General features: G+C 66.1%; 14 protein-coding genes and 1 tRNA gene. 7 read left to right on the forward strand and 8 right to left on the reverse strand.

The features are described from left to right. Nucleotides 1–262: 262 nt before the first annotated feature. The 6 genes from ACFPFG_RS07580 to cysS form a co-directional block, all read right to left on the reverse strand. Nucleotides 263–355 (reverse strand) — tRNA-Ser (locus tag ACFPFG_RS07580). Between the two features lie 53 nt (nt 356–408). After that, nucleotides 409–1,674, reverse strand: a complete 1,266-nt coding sequence (locus ACFPFG_RS07585) for an aspartate kinase (RefSeq protein WP_183020362.1) — start codon at nt 1,672–1,674, stop codon at nt 409–411. A gap of 178 nt (nt 1,675–1,852) precedes the next feature. Next, nucleotides 1,853–2,863, reverse strand: coding sequence for a tRNA lysidine(34) synthetase TilS (gene tilS / locus ACFPFG_RS07590; RefSeq protein ID WP_183020364.1), 1,011 nt, complete (start codon nt 2,861–2,863; stop codon nt 1,853–1,855). 134 nt (nt 2,864–2,997) lie between these two features. Beyond that, nucleotides 2,998–3,975 carry an acetyl-CoA carboxylase carboxyltransferase subunit alpha gene (locus ACFPFG_RS07595; protein ID WP_183020361.1) on the reverse strand — a complete coding sequence of 326 codons (978 nt, stop codon included), beginning with the start codon at nt 3,973–3,975 and terminating at the stop codon, nt 2,998–3,000. Between the two features lie 83 nt (nt 3,976–4,058). Next, nucleotides 4,059–4,856, reverse strand: a complete 798-nt coding sequence (locus tag ACFPFG_RS07600; RefSeq protein ID WP_183020360.1) for a DNA-3-methyladenine glycosylase family protein — start codon at nt 4,854–4,856, stop codon at nt 4,059–4,061. Nucleotides 4,857–4,905: 49 nt separating this feature from the next. Then, complete coding sequence (gene cysS, locus ACFPFG_RS07605) at nt 4,906–6,291, reverse strand: cysteine--tRNA ligase (protein WP_183020359.1); 1,386 nt, start codon at nt 6,289–6,291, stop codon at nt 4,906–4,908. A 204-nt stretch (nt 6,292–6,495) separates the two neighbouring features. On the opposite strand from cysS, the gene ACFPFG_RS07610 reads away from it, so the two are divergent. The 5 genes from ACFPFG_RS07610 to ACFPFG_RS07630 all read left to right on the forward strand — a co-directional run bounded on the left by ACFPFG_RS07610 (nt 6,496) and on the right by ACFPFG_RS07630 (nt 10,235). After that, a complete protein-coding gene (locus ACFPFG_RS07610; protein ID WP_312375811.1) occupies nt 6,496–7,029 on the forward strand; it encodes a tetratricopeptide repeat protein in 534 nt (177 codons plus the stop codon). A gap of 145 nt (nt 7,030–7,174) precedes the next feature. Next, nucleotides 7,175–7,762, forward strand: coding sequence for a peptidylprolyl isomerase (locus ACFPFG_RS07615; RefSeq protein WP_197956921.1), 588 nt, complete (start codon nt 7,175–7,177; stop codon nt 7,760–7,762). 57 nt (nt 7,763–7,819) lie between these two features. Next, on the forward strand, nt 7,820–8,326 hold the full coding sequence (locus tag ACFPFG_RS07620) for a peptidylprolyl isomerase (protein ID WP_013803376.1): 507 nt from the start codon (nt 7,820–7,822) through the stop codon (nt 8,324–8,326). Nucleotides 8,327–8,493: 167 nt separating this feature from the next. Then, nucleotides 8,494–9,369 carry a UDP-2,3-diacylglucosamine diphosphatase gene (locus ACFPFG_RS07625; protein ID WP_197956922.1) on the forward strand — a complete coding sequence of 292 codons (876 nt, stop codon included), beginning with the start codon at nt 8,494–8,496 and terminating at the stop codon, nt 9,367–9,369. Continuing rightward, complete coding sequence (locus ACFPFG_RS07630; protein WP_380105876.1) at nt 9,366–10,235, forward strand: M90 family metallopeptidase; 870 nt, start codon at nt 9,366–9,368, stop codon at nt 10,233–10,235. Before ACFPFG_RS07625 ends, ACFPFG_RS07630 begins: the two co-directional genes overlap by 4 nt. On the opposite strand, the gene ACFPFG_RS07635 is transcribed toward ACFPFG_RS07630, so the two are convergent. Beyond that, entirely contained in the window at nt 10,232–11,206 is a 975-nt protein-coding gene (locus ACFPFG_RS07635) for a LysR family transcriptional regulator (protein WP_312375797.1), read from the reverse strand. The two genes, ACFPFG_RS07630 and ACFPFG_RS07635, sit on opposite strands and share 4 nt — an antisense overlap. Before the next feature lie 126 nt (nt 11,207–11,332). Here ACFPFG_RS07635 and ACFPFG_RS07640 point away from each other — a divergent pair, with 126 nt between their 5' ends. Next, nucleotides 11,333–12,088, forward strand: a complete 756-nt coding sequence (locus tag ACFPFG_RS07640; RefSeq protein WP_380105878.1) for a sulfite exporter TauE/SafE family protein — start codon at nt 11,333–11,335, stop codon at nt 12,086–12,088. A gap of 12 nt (nt 12,089–12,100) precedes the next feature. Here ACFPFG_RS07640 and ACFPFG_RS07645 read toward each other — a convergent pair whose 3' ends face one another. After that, nucleotides 12,101–12,787, reverse strand: coding sequence for an HAD family hydrolase (locus ACFPFG_RS07645; RefSeq protein ID WP_380105880.1), 687 nt, complete (start codon nt 12,785–12,787; stop codon nt 12,101–12,103). Nucleotides 12,788–12,951: 164 nt separating this feature from the next. Here ACFPFG_RS07645 and ACFPFG_RS07650 point away from each other — a divergent pair, with 164 nt between their 5' ends. Then, nucleotides 12,952–14,274, forward strand: a complete 1,323-nt coding sequence (locus tag ACFPFG_RS07650) for a DUF2325 domain-containing protein (protein ID WP_312375791.1) — start codon at nt 12,952–12,954, stop codon at nt 14,272–14,274. The last annotated feature ends 4 nt before the right edge of the window (nt 14,275–14,278 follow it).

Below are 14,278 nucleotides of genomic sequence, written 5' to 3' on the forward strand. Positions count from 1 at the left end.
CCGACTCACTGCGATCAGTGAAGCCTTGAATTCTAGCACAGTTTTTAGCGTCGTTGCAATCAAATTTCTTCGATCTCTTTAACACCAGCGATCTGCATCGCTTCTCTTCAGCAGAGCCTTGCATTGTAGCACGTTTTTTCAACCCGCCAACAACAAGAACCCTACCGCAGCAACCAGAGCATCAGCCCCAACCACCGGATCAGGCCGCCGAAGCAACCCTCTCATAAAAAAAGCCACCCTTGCGGGTGGCTTTTTTCTATCCTGGCGGAAACGGAGGGATTCGAACCCTCGATGAGGCTCTACACCCCATACTCCCTTAGCAGGGGAGCACCTTCGGCCACTCGGTCACGTTTCCGGAATGACGTTATTGTAACGTGCTTTTTTGCCGGTTTCGGCAAAACGATGATTTTATTCCGGCTTGTCGAGACCGAAGGCGGTGTGCAGGGCGCGCACGGCCAGCTCCAGGTACTTCTCGTCGATGACGACGGAGGTCTTGATCTCGGAGGTGGAGATCATCTGGATGTTCACGCCTTCCTGGCTCAGCGCACGGAACATGGTGGATGCCACGCCCACATGGCTGCGCATGCCGATGCCGACAATGCTGACCTTGGCGATGTTGGGGTTGCCGACGACTTCGGAGGCACCCAGGGCGGGCACGACCTTGTCACGCAGCAGTTCCATGGCGCGCTGGTAGTCGCCCTGGCTGACGGTGAAGCTGAAGTCGGTTTTGCCTTCCTTGCTGATGTTCTGGATGATCACATCGACTTCGATGTTGGCGTCGGCCACCGGGCCCAGGATGCCGTAGGCGATGCCGGGGGTGTCGGGCACGCCGAGAACGGAGATCTTGGCTTCGCCGCGGTTGAATGCGATGCCGGATACGACGGCCTTTTCCATTTTTTCGTCTTCCTCAAAAGTAATCAGCGTGCCGGAGGTGGATTCTTCCTCCAGGTCGATGTCCCAGGGCGTGAAGCTGGAGAGCACGCGCATGGGCACCTTGTACTTGCCGGCAAATTCCACCGAGCGGATCTGCAGCACCTTGGAGCCGAGGCTGGCCATTTCCAGCATTTCCTCGAAGCTCACGGTGTTCAGGCGCTTGGCGGCCTGCACAACGCGCGGGTCGGTGGTGTAGACGCCGTCCACGTCGGTATAGATAAGGCACTCGGCCGCCTTCAGCGCCGCAGCCACGGCCACGGCCGAGGTGTCGGAGCCGCCACGGCCCAGCGTGGTGACATGTCCGTTGGGATCGATGCCCTGGAAGCCCGTGATGATGACCACGCGGCCAGCGTCGAGTTCGGCGCGAACGCGCTTGTCGTCGATGGACTCGATGCGTGCCTTGGTGAAGCTGCTGTCGGTGCGCACGGGAACTTGCCAGCCCGAGAAGCTGATGGCTTCCACGCCTTCGGCCTGCAGCGCAATGGCCAGCAGTGCCGACGACGCCTGCTCGCCCGTGGAGGCCAGCATGTCGAGCTCACGGTAGTACGCCGTTTTGGCCGAGCCGGGAGCCAGCTCGCTGGCCAGACCCAGCAGACGGTTGGTTTCGCCACTCATGGCGCTGGGGACGACCACCATCTGGTGACCGGCACGAGCCCACTTGGCCACGCGCTTGGCAACGTTGCGGATGCGCTCTGTCGAGCCCATCGAGGTGCCGCCGTATTTATGAACGATCAGTGCCATTGGATATCAGGGTGACGAAACTGCTTGCCACGGCGCTGTACGACAGAGGGATGCTTGTGCAAGCCAGGATGTTCGAGAGGATCGCGCATGAAGCGAAATGTCCGCCCGGACCCGTCTTGCGCAAGCCGTTTGGTTTTGGCGCGCCGCCGGTTTTCGTGCAAAGTTGGACCAAAACTCGTCAATTGTACCAATCGAGCACCGACCCCAGGCGCCGCACAAAACCCCGTCCCATCTTGAGATGGATGCGGTGGCCTCGCGTACGGCAAACGCCGATCTGCGCGAGCAGCTGATCGAGCTGCGCGGCACTGGGCGTGGTGGCATGCACGCTGCGCAGCCAGTGGCGCAGCACATTGGCCTGGCGCGCAGGGCTCAGCGCCTGCAAGGCGGTGATGCCGGGCGGGTTGCCGATGGCCGCCAGGTCGGCCTGCGCCATCTCCTGCAGGAGTTCCGCCGCCTCGGCGCAATGCCGGCTGCTGCGCGCGAACGTGGCGCGAAACTGGGGAAAGGCCTGCTGCAGCGCGGGCAGCAACTGGGCGCGGATGCGATTGCGCGTGTAGCGCGCGTCGGCATTGGTCGGGTCTTCCACCCACGCCTGGCCACGCGCTGCAAGCCAGTCACGCAGGACCTGGCCGGGCACATCAAGCAGTGGACGATGCCATTCGAGATCCGCCCTGCTCCACTGCGCCGGCATGGCGGCCAACCCGGCCACACCGGCGCCGCGAGACAGGGCCAGCAGCAGCGTCTCGACCTGGTCGTCCGCATGTTGCGCCAGCGCCATGCTGCGAACGGGCGGCAAGGGCCCTCCGCCGGCGCCCTGCCCAGGCCAGGGTTCGCGGGCGGCTTCTATCAGCGTTGCGTAGCGCAGCTGGCGTGCGGCGTCCTCAGGACTCTGGCCCGGCGCGTGGCGCGCGTCCACGCGGCGAATCTTCAAGGGAACGGCATGCTGCGCGCAGACTTTCTCGCACTGGCCGACGAAGGCGTCGGCCGCCGACTGCAGACCGTGGTGCACATGGATGGCCACGACCTGGCCCGGCCAGCGCTCGGCGCAGGCCAGCAGCAGCGCCGTGGAGTCCGCACCGCCGCTGAAGGCCACGGCCAGCGGCAGTTGCGGCGCAAAGCGATGGATGGCGGCGTCCAAAGCGGCACCCGGTGCGGCACCTGGTGCACCATCTGGCGCGGCTGCCGGCACATTGCGCGGCGGGTCGGGGATCGGAATTTCCACAGGCTTGGATCAGAGGTATCAGGACGCGGGCCAGGGCCTGGCGCAAAAGCAAACGGCTCCCAGGGGGAGCCGTCCAGTGTGCCAGAGCGTGGCGCAGGCCTTCAGCGGTTGTCGGCCTTGGTATCGGCGAAGCGGCCGTAGCTTTGCAGGCGCTCGTAACGCCGGTCCTGCAATTCCTTGGGCTTGAGGTCTGCCAGCTGGCGATAGGCATCGCCCAGCGCGCGCTTGAGGAAGGCGGCCATTTGCTTGGGGTCGCGGTGGGCGCCGCCCACGGGCTCGTTGACGATCTTGTCCACCAGGCCCAGGGCCTTGAGGCGATGCGCGGTGATGCCCATGGCATCGGCCGCGTCCTGGGCCTTTTCGCCGGTCTTCCAGAGAATGGAGGCGCAGCCTTCCGGGCTGATCACGGAGTAGACGGCGTACTGCAGCATCAACACCTGGTCGGCGACGGCAATGGCCAGGGCACCACCCGATCCACCTTCACCGATGACGGTGGTGATGATGGGGGTCTGCAGCTGGGCCATTTCGTAGATGTTGCGGCCGATGGCTTCGGACTGGCCGCGCTCTTCGGCTTCGATGCCGGGGAAGGCGCCGGGCGTGTCCACGAAGGTGAAGACCGGCAGGCCGAACTTCTCGGCTGTCTTCATGAGGCGCAGGGCCTTGCGGTAGCCCTCGGGGCGCGTCATGCCGAAGTTGCGCAGCGTGCGCTCCTTGGTGTCACGGCCCTTCTGGTGGCCGATGACCATGCAGGAAATGCCATTGAAGCGCGCCAGCCCGCCCACGATGGACTGGTCGTCGGCGAAGTGCCGGTCGCCGTGCATCTCGATGAAGTCGGTGAAGCAGTCGCGCACATAGTCCAGCGTGTAGGGACGCTCGATATGGCGCGCGATCTTGGTGATCTGCCAGGGCGAGAGGTCGCTGTAGATGTCCTTGGTCAGCTGCAGGCTTTTTTTGCTGAGCTGCTCGATCTCTTCCGAGATATCGACTGCGCTTTCGGTCTGCACGTAGCGCAGTTCCTCGATTTTGGATTCGAGCTCGGCGATGGGCTGCTCAAAATCCAGAAAGTTCTTTTTCGCCAACTTGTTTCTCCTTGTCCCAGCCAGGCACGGTGCATGCGTTCCTGCCGGAAAACGGGGGTTGATCGGGTGTGATCGGTTTGTCTTCAGGCTGCAGGCTGCGTCTCGAGCGAGCGCCAAATATACCAAGTCGCCACGGTGCACCACGGCTTCCAGGCCTCGGCAACCTCACGCGCCTCGCTGCGGCTGACGGGGTCGCCCGAAAAATAGTTCTGGCTGATGCCCGAGATCAGGCCTGCATCGTCCAGCGGCAGCACATTGGGCCGCTGCAGGTAGAAGATGAGGAACATCTCGGCCGTCCACCGGCCCACGCCGCGAATGGACATGAGCTCGGCCACGATGGCCTCGTCGCTCATGCCCTGCCAGTCGTCCTGGTGCAGCCGGTGTTCGGTGAAATGCATGGCCAAGTCCACAAGATAGTCCACCTTGCGGGCAGACAGGCCCACGGCACGCATGTCATCCACCTTGAGCTTGAGCACCAGGTCGGGCGCCATCCGGGCGGGCAGGCGCGCGAACTTGTTCCACAGCGTCTGCGCGGCCTTCATCGAGATCTGCTGGCCCACGATGGAGCGCGCCAGCGTGGCAAAGGCATCGCCACCGGGCTGCAGGGCCAGGTGGGCAAAGCGAGGGATCAGGCGCTTCATCACGCGATCGCGCCGCACCAACTGGCGGCAGGCCTCGGCCCAATAGGCCGGCGCGCCCTCGGGCGGCGCAGGCAGGGATATCTTGGCCTTGGGAGCGGGGGCAGCGGCAGCCGCAGAACCAGCGCGCGCGCCCAGCGTCACCACCGGCAGCGGGGCCGGTTGCTGTTCGGGCACGGGCAGATCGGCCACCAGCGGCAACTGCTCGAAATCCATGGTGTCCAGGGGTTTGGCGGAGGCCATCAAAGCACCTCCCCGCACCTGGCGCGGCTCATCTGGCAAGGCATACGGATCAGCCCTTTGCGGCTGCCTCCCAGGTCGTGCCTGCGGGGGAGTCCTTGAGCACGATGCCCTGCTCCAGCAGGGCCTTGCGGATGCGGTCGGCCTCGGCCCAGTCCTTGGCCGCCTTGGCAGCTGCGCGTGCGGCAATCTGCGCCTCGATGGCGGCGGCATCCACGTCTGCCGCTCCTGCCTGCAGGAAGGCCTGGGGGTCGCCCTGCAGCAGCCCCAGGCAGCCGGCCAGGGCCTTGAGCAGGCCCGCCGTCTCGGCGCTCTTGCTGCGATTGACTTCTGCAGCCAGCTCGAACAGCACGGCCACGGCCTCGGGCGTGCCGAAGTCCTCGTCCATGGCGGCCTTGAAGCGTGCGGCAGCGGGATGATTCCAGTCGATGGCGACCTCGGCAGGGGCCACCAGGCTCAGCGCCGTGTACAGGCGCTTGAGCGCGCCGCGGGCGTCGTTCAGATGCACGTCGCTGTAGTTCAGCGGGCTGCGGTAGTGGCTGCGCACGACGAAGAAGCGCACGGTCTCGGCGTCGTACTCCTTGAGCACGTCGCGGATGGTGAAGAAGTTGCCCAGCGACTTGGACATCTTCTCGTTGTCCACGTTGATGAAGCCGTTGTGCATCCAGACCTGCGAGAACGGCTTGCCGGTCGCGCCTTCGCTCTGGGCAATCTCGTTTTCGTGGTGCGGGAACTGCAGGTCGGCACCACCGCCGTGGATGTCGAAACTCTCGCCCAGCATCTCGCAGCCCATGGCCGAGCACTCGATGTGCCAGCCGGGACGGCCCACGCCCCAGGGGCTGGCCCATTTGACCTCTTCCGGCTCGGCGGGCTTGGCGCTCTTCCACAGCACGAAGTCCAGCGGGTCCTGCTTGCCATCCTGCACGGCCACGCGCTCGCCGGCCTGCAATTCGTCCAGCGACTTGCCCGACAGCTTGCCGTAGCCGGGGAACTTGCGCACGGCAAAGTTCACGTCGCCATCCGTGCCCTGATAGGCCAGGCCCTTGTCCTGCAGGCGGCCGATCATGGACAGCATCTGCGGCACGTATTCGGTGGCACGCGGCTCGTGCGTGGGGCGCTCGATGCCCAGGGCGTCGGCGTCCTGGTGCAGGGCGTCGATCATGCGGTCGGTCAGCGAGCGGATGGTCTCGCCGTTCTCCACGGCGCGCCGGATGATCTTGTCATCGATGTCGGTGATGTTGCGCACATAGGTCACGCGATTGCCACTGGCACGCAGCCAGCGCTGCACCACATCGAAAGCGACCATGGAGCGTGCGTGTCCCAGGTGACACAGGTCGTACACGGTCATGCCGCACACATACATGCGCACATGGCCCGGTTCGATTGGCGAAAACGCTTCCAATGCACGCGACAGCGTGTTGTAGATACGCAAACTCATGGATGTTTATCAGGGGAGAAAGGGTCGCTGCAGGGGGCGCGTCCCACGCGCCGCCGGACCCTTGGCGCCGACGCAGGCATGCTCAGCAGGGAGCAGGAGCGGCAGGCGCAGAGCCCGTGTGACCCAGCACACCCCTCAGCTACAATTGACCGCAGTATAAGCCCGCGCCGCGGGGCATTCCCCCGAGGCCCCGAAAGCACCTACATGCCTCTACGCAACTCGTTTCGCTCCGCCCTGCGCCTCGCGGCACTGGCGGCCCTGCTCGCAACAGGCCACGCCCACGCCGACGACTATACGGAAGTGAATCAGTTGCTGCGCAACGGCAAGAGCACCCAGGCGCTGGCACGCGCCGATGCCTATCTGGCCAAGAACGCACGCGACCCGCAGATGCGCTTTCTCAAGGCGGTTGCACTGACCGACAGCGGCAAGACAGACGAGGCCATCGCCGCGCTGAACCAGCTCATCGAGGACTACCCCGAGCTGCCCGAGCCCTACAACAATCTGGCGGTCATCTATGCCGGCCAGAACCAGCTCGACAAGGCACGTTCCGCGCTCGAATCCGCCGTGCGCAACAACCCCAACTACGGCGTCGCCTACGAGAACCTGGGCGACATCCATGCCCGCCTGGCCTACGAGGCCTACTCCAAGGCGCAAGGCCTGGATGGCCGCGCGGCCAGCGTACGCCCCAAGCTCAAGCTGCTGCGCGACCTGCTGGCGCCCGTCACCGCCACCAAGTAGGCATCCCGTCCCACGCGCGCAGCCCTTGCGCCAGCGCGCGTGCGACGGTCGATCGGGTCTCGCCATGCCTGGCGCGCACCCGCAGGAACCAGCCCGGTTTTCCCCACTCCATTCCCCAGCCCTTTGGCTTTCACAGGAGATTCGCATGACCACACGCCGCATCGCGTCGCTTTCCCTGGCCGGCATGGCCCTGGCCGCCTCCCTTTTCACCGCCCTGCCCGCCATGGCGCAGAACGCCACGCCCAAGGTGCAGATCAAGACCAGCATGGGCGACATCGTGCTGGAGCTGAACGAAGCCAAGGCCCCCAAGACCGTGGCCAACTTCATGCAGTACGTGCGCGACAAGCACTATGACGGCACGGTGTTCCACCGCGTGATGGACGGCTTCATGATCCAGGGCGGCGGCATGGATGCCAGCCTCAAGGAAAAACCCACGCGCGCGCCCATTCCGCTGGAAGCGGACAACGGCCTCAAGAATGACCGGGGAACCATCGCCATGGCGCGCACGGGCAACCCCAACTCGGCCACCTCGCAGTTCTTCATCAACGTGGTGAACAACGACATGCTCAATGCGCCCAAGCCTGACGGACACGGCTACGCCGTCTTCGGCCGCGTGGTCCAGGGCATGGAGGTGGTGGACAAAATCCGCACGGTGGCCACGGGCAACCAGGGCATGCACCAGAATGTACCCACCAAGCCGGTGACCATCCTCTCGGCCACCGAGGTCAAGTAAACCGCGCGCCGCGCCCAGCGTGGCACGCCCTTCCCCTTCACCCAACAAGGAACCGCCATGAGCAATCCCCAAGTCGAACTCCACATCGCCGACCACGGCGTCATCACCATCGAACTCGACGCCGCCAAGGCCCCCAAGAGCGCGGAGAACTTCCTGGCCTATGTGAACAAGGGCCACTACAACAACACCATCTTCCATCGCATCATCGATGGCTTCATGATCCAGGGTGGCGGCTTCGAGCCCGGCATGAAGCAAAAGGAGACGGACGCTCCCATCGAGAACGAGGCCAAGAACGGCCTGAAGAACGACAAGTACACCCTGGCCATGGCCCGTACCGGCGACCCGCACTCGGCCACCGCCCAGTTCTTCATCAACGTGGCCGACAACGGCTTCCTGAACCACACCTCGCCCAGCGCCCAGGGCTGGGGCTATGCCGTGTTCGGCAAGGTGGTCAAGGGCACCGAGATCGTGGACAAGCTGCGTGGCGTGAAGACCGGCCGCAACGGCGGCCACCAGGACGTGCCCAAGGATGACGTGATCATCGAAAAGGCCGTGGCCCTGTAATCAGGCGCCCTTCCAGCCCTTCCAACAAGGCGGCTGCCCCCTTGGCGTGCAGCCGCCCTGTTGTCCATGCACATGGCCCCGGCCGTACCCGGCCGTGTCCATGGACAACAGTCCCTTCAGAGCCTTCCACAGCCTTCATGCAGCGCCCTTGACGGGCGCACCCTCCCATGGCCCAGACCGCCGCACCTCGCTCTCCTTGCGTGCCGCCCATCGCGGCCGAATGGACACTGCCCGCGGCCTGGCGCACGCTGGACTTCATCTCCGACCTGCACCTGCAGGCCTGCGAGCCCGCCACCGTGCAGGCCTTTCGCCATTACCTGCACGCCACGCAGGCCGATGCCGTCTTTCTGCTCGGCGACCTGTTCGAAGTCTGGGTGGGCGACGACGCCTTGCTGGAGCCCGGCAGTTTCGAGGCCGAATGCGCCGCCACCCTGCGCGAGGCAGCCGCGCGCAGGCCGCTGTTCTTCATGCAGGGCAACCGCGACTTCCTGACTGGAGCGCAGTTCGATGCGCTGTGCGGCACGACCACGCTGGCCGACCCCACGGTGCTCGAGTGCGGCAACCAGCGCATCCTGCTCAGCCATGGCGACGCACTGTGCCTGGACGATGCGGACTACCAGCGCTTTCGCGTCATGGCGCGCTCCGCCGCGTGGCAGGCGGCCTTTCTGGCCCAGCCGCTGCCGCTGCGCCGCGAGCAGGCACGCGGCATCCGGCAAGAAAGCGAATCGCGCAAACGTGAATCGGCCGGACCGGATGGAGCGGCCCCATCCGCCAGCCACACCGCCGCCATGCCCACCTATGCCGATCTCGATGCCGAGGCCACGCGCAGCTGGCTGCGGGCCGCACGCGCCGCCACCCTGGTCCACGGCCACACGCACCGCCCGGCCGAACATGAACTGGGCGATGGCCTGCGGCGTGTGGTGCTCAGCGACTGGGATTTGGCAGCCCCCGTGCCGCGCGCCGAAGTGCTGCGCTGGGAGCACGGCCAGGGCCTGCGGCGCCTGCCGCTGTCCGAAGTACTTGAACAGGTGCCCCGGCGATGAGCCTCTGGCGACAACTGGGCCACTGGGTCCGGCGGCTGGGCCGCCGCGCACGCTCCGCCGTCTCGCCGGTGCCCGAGATTCCCGCGCCGCTGTGGCTGTCCACGCTGGCCGCCTACCCCTTTCTTTCCTCGCTGACGCTGGAGGAGCAATCCAAGCTGCGCGCACTGGCCGCCGTCTTCCTGCAGCGCAAGCGCTTCCACGGCGCGCACGGCCTGGAAGTCAGCGATGCCATGGCGCTTGAAATTGCCGCCCAGGCCTGCCTGCCCCTGCTGCACTGGGGCGAGCCGCAGGGCGCGCTGTCCTGGTATGACGACTTTGTCGGCATCGTGGTGCACCCGGGCGATGCCGTGGCGCGGCGCCAGAGCTTGGACGAGGCCGGTGTCATCCACGACTACGACGAAGTGATCATGGGCGAGGCCATGCATGGCGGCCCCGTCATGCTGAGCTGGCAGGCCATTGGCGCAGGGCGCGGCTCCCACGCCAGCCACCACGGCCACGGCGGCCAGCCCGCCAATGTGGTGATCCATGAATTCGCCCACAAGATCGACATGCGCAACGGCGGTGCCGACGGTTGCCCGCCCCTGCCGCCGGGCTTCATGGGCAGCAGCTCCGCGCGCCAGACGCGCGAGATATGGCAGGCCGCCTGGGCTCCGGCCTATGACGCATTCCGCGAGCAGGTGACCATTGCCGAACGCTTTGGCGGCGAATGGCCCTGGCTGGATGGCTATGGCGCCACGGCACCCGCCGAATTCTTCGCCGTGGCCTGCGAGGCCTTCTTCGTGGACCGCGCACGCTTTGCCCAGGAATTTCCCACGCTGGAGCCGCTGCTGACAGCGTTGTTCAAGCCGGCCTCCAGCCAGCGCTAGCCGGCACAGACTTCCTTCAGCGCCTGGGCGAACAGGCGCTGCTCCTCGTACTGCCCGCCCGCCTTGCGTTCGAACAGGGTGATGGGCGGCAAGGTCCAGCCAAAGCGGTGGCGCACGATGCCCACGCCTGCGATGCGCACCAGTTCCTCGGCAATGTCGGCCGGCACGATGGACACGGCCCGCTCATTGGCCGCCACCAGCTCGCCGATCACCTTGGCCGAGAGCGTTTCCACAAACGGCGGCGGCGGCTCCACGCCCGCGCGCAGGAAAAAGTCGGTGATCTGCTCGCGCATGGGTGTACGGCGCTGACCCAGTACCCAGTCAAGCCCCGTGAGTTCGGCCCATTGCAAAGGCCGGCGCCCCAGCCGCGTGGCCAGACTGCGGTGGGCGATCAGGCGCGGCTCCTGCTCATAAAGCACGCTGTGGCGTATGCCGGTCATGTCCAGCACGGCCGAGGCGCGGCCAATCACGCAATCCAGCTCATGCACGCGCAGCTTGTGCAGCAGGCGGTCGCTGGTGTCCTCGTGCAGCGTGACCGTGATGCGCCGGCCCTGCAGCCGCGTCCTGCCAATGGCATCGGCCAGCATGCGTGCGGGCAGGAAGGGGATCACACCGACCTGCAGATGCGCCGCACGCTGCTGGCCCACGGCCTCGATGTCCTTTGCCCAATGGTCCAGATCCGCCAGCATGCCCCGGGCCCGCGCCAGCACCAGCGTGCCCAGTTCCGTAGGTTCCATGCCGCGTCCCGAGCGCACGAACAGCGGCGCGCCGAACAACGATTCCAGTTCGGCCAACGCCTGGGTCACGGCGGGCTGGCTGGTGGCCATGCGCTCGGCCACGCGGGTCAGCGTGCCCTGCTCGCTGATGGCGCGCAGCAGCAGCAGATGCTTCATCTTCAGGCGCGTGGCCATGCGGTGCGACAGCTGGGCTGCGGTCGATGCGATCACGGTTTCGGGCTGGGCTTCGGGCATGGCATCGGGCACGGTGCGTCATAAGAAAAACCATATTGAACAATAAAAACAAATGAATTTCTGCTTATGTATCCACGCCAGAATTCCTGCGTCTTCCACACCAAAAAGGAAAGGGCAAGGCAGACCATGGATGGCATGTTCTTCATCATCGCGCTGGGCGCGGCGGCGGCAGGATTCGTGCAGGGCCTGTCGGGCTTTGCCTTCGGCATGGTGGCCATGTCGTTCTGGGCCTGGGTGCTGGAGCCGCGCGATGCGGCCGTGCTCACCGTCTTCGGCTCGCTGCTGGGCCAGGTGCTGTCGGCCATCACCGTGCGGCGCGGGTTTGCGCTGGCAAAGCTGCTGCCCTTCATCCTGGGTGGGCTTGCCGGCATTCCGCTGGGCGTATTGCTGCTGCCGCACCTGGACATGGCCTGGTTCAAGGCCCTGCTGGGCGGCATGCTGGTGCTGTGGTGCCCGGTGATGCTGCTGTCGGCCCGGCTGCCCAGGCTGGCGCGCGGCGGCCGGGTGGCAGACGGCGCCGTGGGCCTGGCGGGCGGTGTGATGGGCGGACTGGGCGGCTTCACGGGCACGCTGCCCACGCTGTGGTGCACGCTGCGCGGCTACCCCAAGGATGAGCAGCGCTCCATCATCCAGAACTTCAACCTGTCCATGCTGGCCGTGACCATGGCCACCTACCTGGGCACCGGCATGGTCACGCGCAGCATGCTGCCGCTGTTCGCCATCGTGGCGCCGGCCATGCTCATTCCATCGCTGCTGGGCTCCAGGCTGTATATCGGCATCAGCGAGGCGCGCTTCCGGCAGGTCGTGCTCGGCCTGCTGTGCCTGTCGGGCGTGGCGCTGCTGGCCTCCTCGGTGCCGGTGCTGCTGCAGCGCGCGGGCTGAGCGCGCATCCCCTCAGACCACCGGCGCCCTGACCGTTTCCGGCACGGAAAGCAAATGGCCCAGTTGCCGAAAGTCCGCGACGACCGTCTCGGCGCCTGCGCTCTTCAACTGCTCGGCCTTGGTGCCTGCGGCAACGCCCACAAACTGCAGTCGCAGGTTTGTCGCGGTGCGCAGGTCCCATAGCCCGTCGCCGAAGGACACGACCGATGTGATCTGCGCTGCATCCCAGCCGTCGCCGGCGGCCGCGATGGCTGCGCTGACGATCTCCTCGCGCGTGCTGAATTCGCTGGCCGTCACCAGCAGCCGCTCGGAGCAGGCAATACCCGCCGCCGCCAGCTTGGCCCGCGCCAGATGCCGGTAGGAGCCCGTGGCAAACGCAAACCGTATCTGACCAGCCTCGGACAGCCTGGCCATGAAGTCTGCGGCGCCCGCAATCTCCTGCACCTGGCCCGGAATCCGCCTCCATTCCTGCATCAGGGCGCCGACAAAGCGGGCCTCATCCCCGCTGGTTGCATCCCGGCCGTGGGCGCGCGCAAACGCTTCGCGGAAGATGCCTGAATCCGTGTGGTGGCGGTAGCCGCCCCAGTTCTCGTCCACCTCCAGCATGCCGATGGTGCGAAAGGCTGCGCTGAAGCAGCTCTGGTGCGCGGCAACGCTGTCCGTGAGGGTTCCGTCTATGTCGAAGATGTAGATGTGCATGAAAGGGAAAAGTCCTGAACGGTGGGCACTGCGAACGCTGACATGCAGCCCGGGGCGCCTTGAAGACCAAGCGCAGCCGGTCGACTTTGCAGCCCCTGTGCGCGCCACGCTATGTTTCATCATATATTGCGAACTGCACCAGCCCACCCATGAGAGGCCTTCCGATGTTGACGCCCCCCTTCAAACTCAGCGCAGGCGGCATGGCCGCCCTGGGCGCCGCCGTGTCGGCCGGCGCCTTGCAGGCCGGGGACGGCACCTGCTGCGGGCATGACCATGGCAAGGACGACGCTGCAGGCGCGGCGCCCGCCCAGACGCGCACGCGGCTGTACCAGCTGGACACGCATCTGCACTGTTCGGTGATCGGCACCTGCCTGAGCCCGGCCGAGCTGCGCAAGCTGATGGGCAGGCACATGGATATCAAGGGCAGGACCGACCTGGAACTGCACCACCAGGCCGTGGGCCTTGCGCATGAGAACGGCGATCTGTCCAAGGCCATCCACAAGGCGCTGGAACAGCGCCATGCCGCCGTGATCAAGGGCTTTGCCGCCGCCCAGGACGAGGCCGCGCTCGAAGCGGCCTGGAAGCAGGCCTGGCAGCAGGGCGAGATTCCGGGTGCCTACTGGGCACTGCTCACGCACAAGTGCGCGAGCTTTGCGCTGCGCCAGATGGCCTTCGGTGAGGTGCACATGCTGTCGCACCTGATGGGATCGGCCAACCGGCATGAACTCAAGCGCTTCGTGGCTCTGGAAAAGGAAAACCTGCAACTGCAGGACAAGCTGGAACGCGAACGCCAGCGCCACCACCAAACCCAGCTCGAACGTGATGCGCTGGCCGGCCAGCTGCGCCAGCAATCCCTGGACTTCGAGGCCCGCCTGTCACAGCTCAGGACAGGGGCAGCCCCTGAAGGCGAGGCCCGCCCCACCGATGCCGGCGCCCTGGTCGGCATGCATACCGAACGGCGCGAGCGTGCAGAACGCGCTGCCGAACAGGCCTGGGCCGAGGCCGGCCGCCTGCAGCAGATGGCCGAACAATTGCAGCAGCGCGTGCAGTGGCTGGCCGAGGAACTGGCCGCCGCCGAGAAGGAACTGCAGCGCGCGGCCAGCCAGCCCCAGGCCCCCGATGCCACGCAGCAGCAGGCGCTGCAGGGCCGCAAGCTGCTCTATGTGGGCGGGCGCCCCAGCTCCACGCCCGCCATACGCGACCATGTTCAGCGCCACGGCGGCGAGTTCGTGCACCACGATGGCGGACTGGAGACGCGCAAGGGCCTGCTGGCCGCGCAGTTGCCCCGTGTCGATCTGGTGGTCTTTCCCGTGGACTGCGTGGACCATGATTCCGTGGTCAACCTCAAGCGCCTCAGCGAGCGGCACGGCGTGCCCTTCATGGCATTGCGCACCGCCAGCCTGGCGAGCTTTGCGGCCACGGTCGCGCGGGAGCTGGCTCCACCCGAACCCGACAGGGCATCACACTTTTGCCTGCGGCATGGCTGACGGG

The organism is Delftia deserti, from assembly GCF_042653485.1.
Lineage (GTDB): Bacteria > Pseudomonadota > Gammaproteobacteria > Burkholderiales > Burkholderiaceae_C > Comamonas > Comamonas acidovorans.

Excerpts from the sequence above, each read along its gene's own strand:
- ACFPFG_RS07640 (WP_380105878.1), top strand. The coding sequence starts at position 11,333 with ATGGATGGCATGTTCTTCATCATCGCGCTGGGCGCGGCGGCGGCAGGA.
- cysS (WP_183020359.1), bottom strand. The coding sequence starts at position 6,291 with ATGAGTTTGCGTATCTACAACACGCTGTCGCGTGCATTGGAAGCGTTT.
- ACFPFG_RS07635 (WP_312375797.1), bottom strand. The coding sequence starts at position 11,206 with ATGCCCGAAGCCCAGCCCGAAACCGTGATCGCATCGACCGCAGCCCAG.
- ACFPFG_RS07650 (WP_312375791.1), top strand. The coding sequence starts at position 12,952 with ATGTTGACGCCCCCCTTCAAACTCAGCGCAGGCGGCATGGCCGCCCTG.
- ACFPFG_RS07610 (WP_312375811.1), top strand. The coding sequence starts at position 6,496 with ATGCCTCTACGCAACTCGTTTCGCTCCGCCCTGCGCCTCGCGGCACTG.
- ACFPFG_RS07630 (WP_380105876.1), top strand. The coding sequence starts at position 9,366 with ATGAGCCTCTGGCGACAACTGGGCCACTGGGTCCGGCGGCTGGGCCGC.
- ACFPFG_RS07615 (WP_197956921.1), top strand. The coding sequence starts at position 7,175 with ATGACCACACGCCGCATCGCGTCGCTTTCCCTGGCCGGCATGGCCCTG.
- ACFPFG_RS07625 (WP_197956922.1), top strand. The coding sequence starts at position 8,494 with ATGGCCCAGACCGCCGCACCTCGCTCTCCTTGCGTGCCGCCCATCGCG.
- ACFPFG_RS07600 (WP_183020360.1), bottom strand. The coding sequence starts at position 4,856 with ATGGCCTCCGCCAAACCCCTGGACACCATGGATTTCGAGCAGTTGCCG.
- ACFPFG_RS07585 (WP_183020362.1), bottom strand. The coding sequence starts at position 1,674 with ATGGCACTGATCGTTCATAAATACGGCGGCACCTCGATGGGCTCGACA.
- ACFPFG_RS07620 (WP_013803376.1), top strand. The coding sequence starts at position 7,820 with ATGAGCAATCCCCAAGTCGAACTCCACATCGCCGACCACGGCGTCATC.
- ACFPFG_RS07645 (WP_380105880.1), bottom strand. The coding sequence starts at position 12,787 with ATGCACATCTACATCTTCGACATAGACGGAACCCTCACGGACAGCGTT.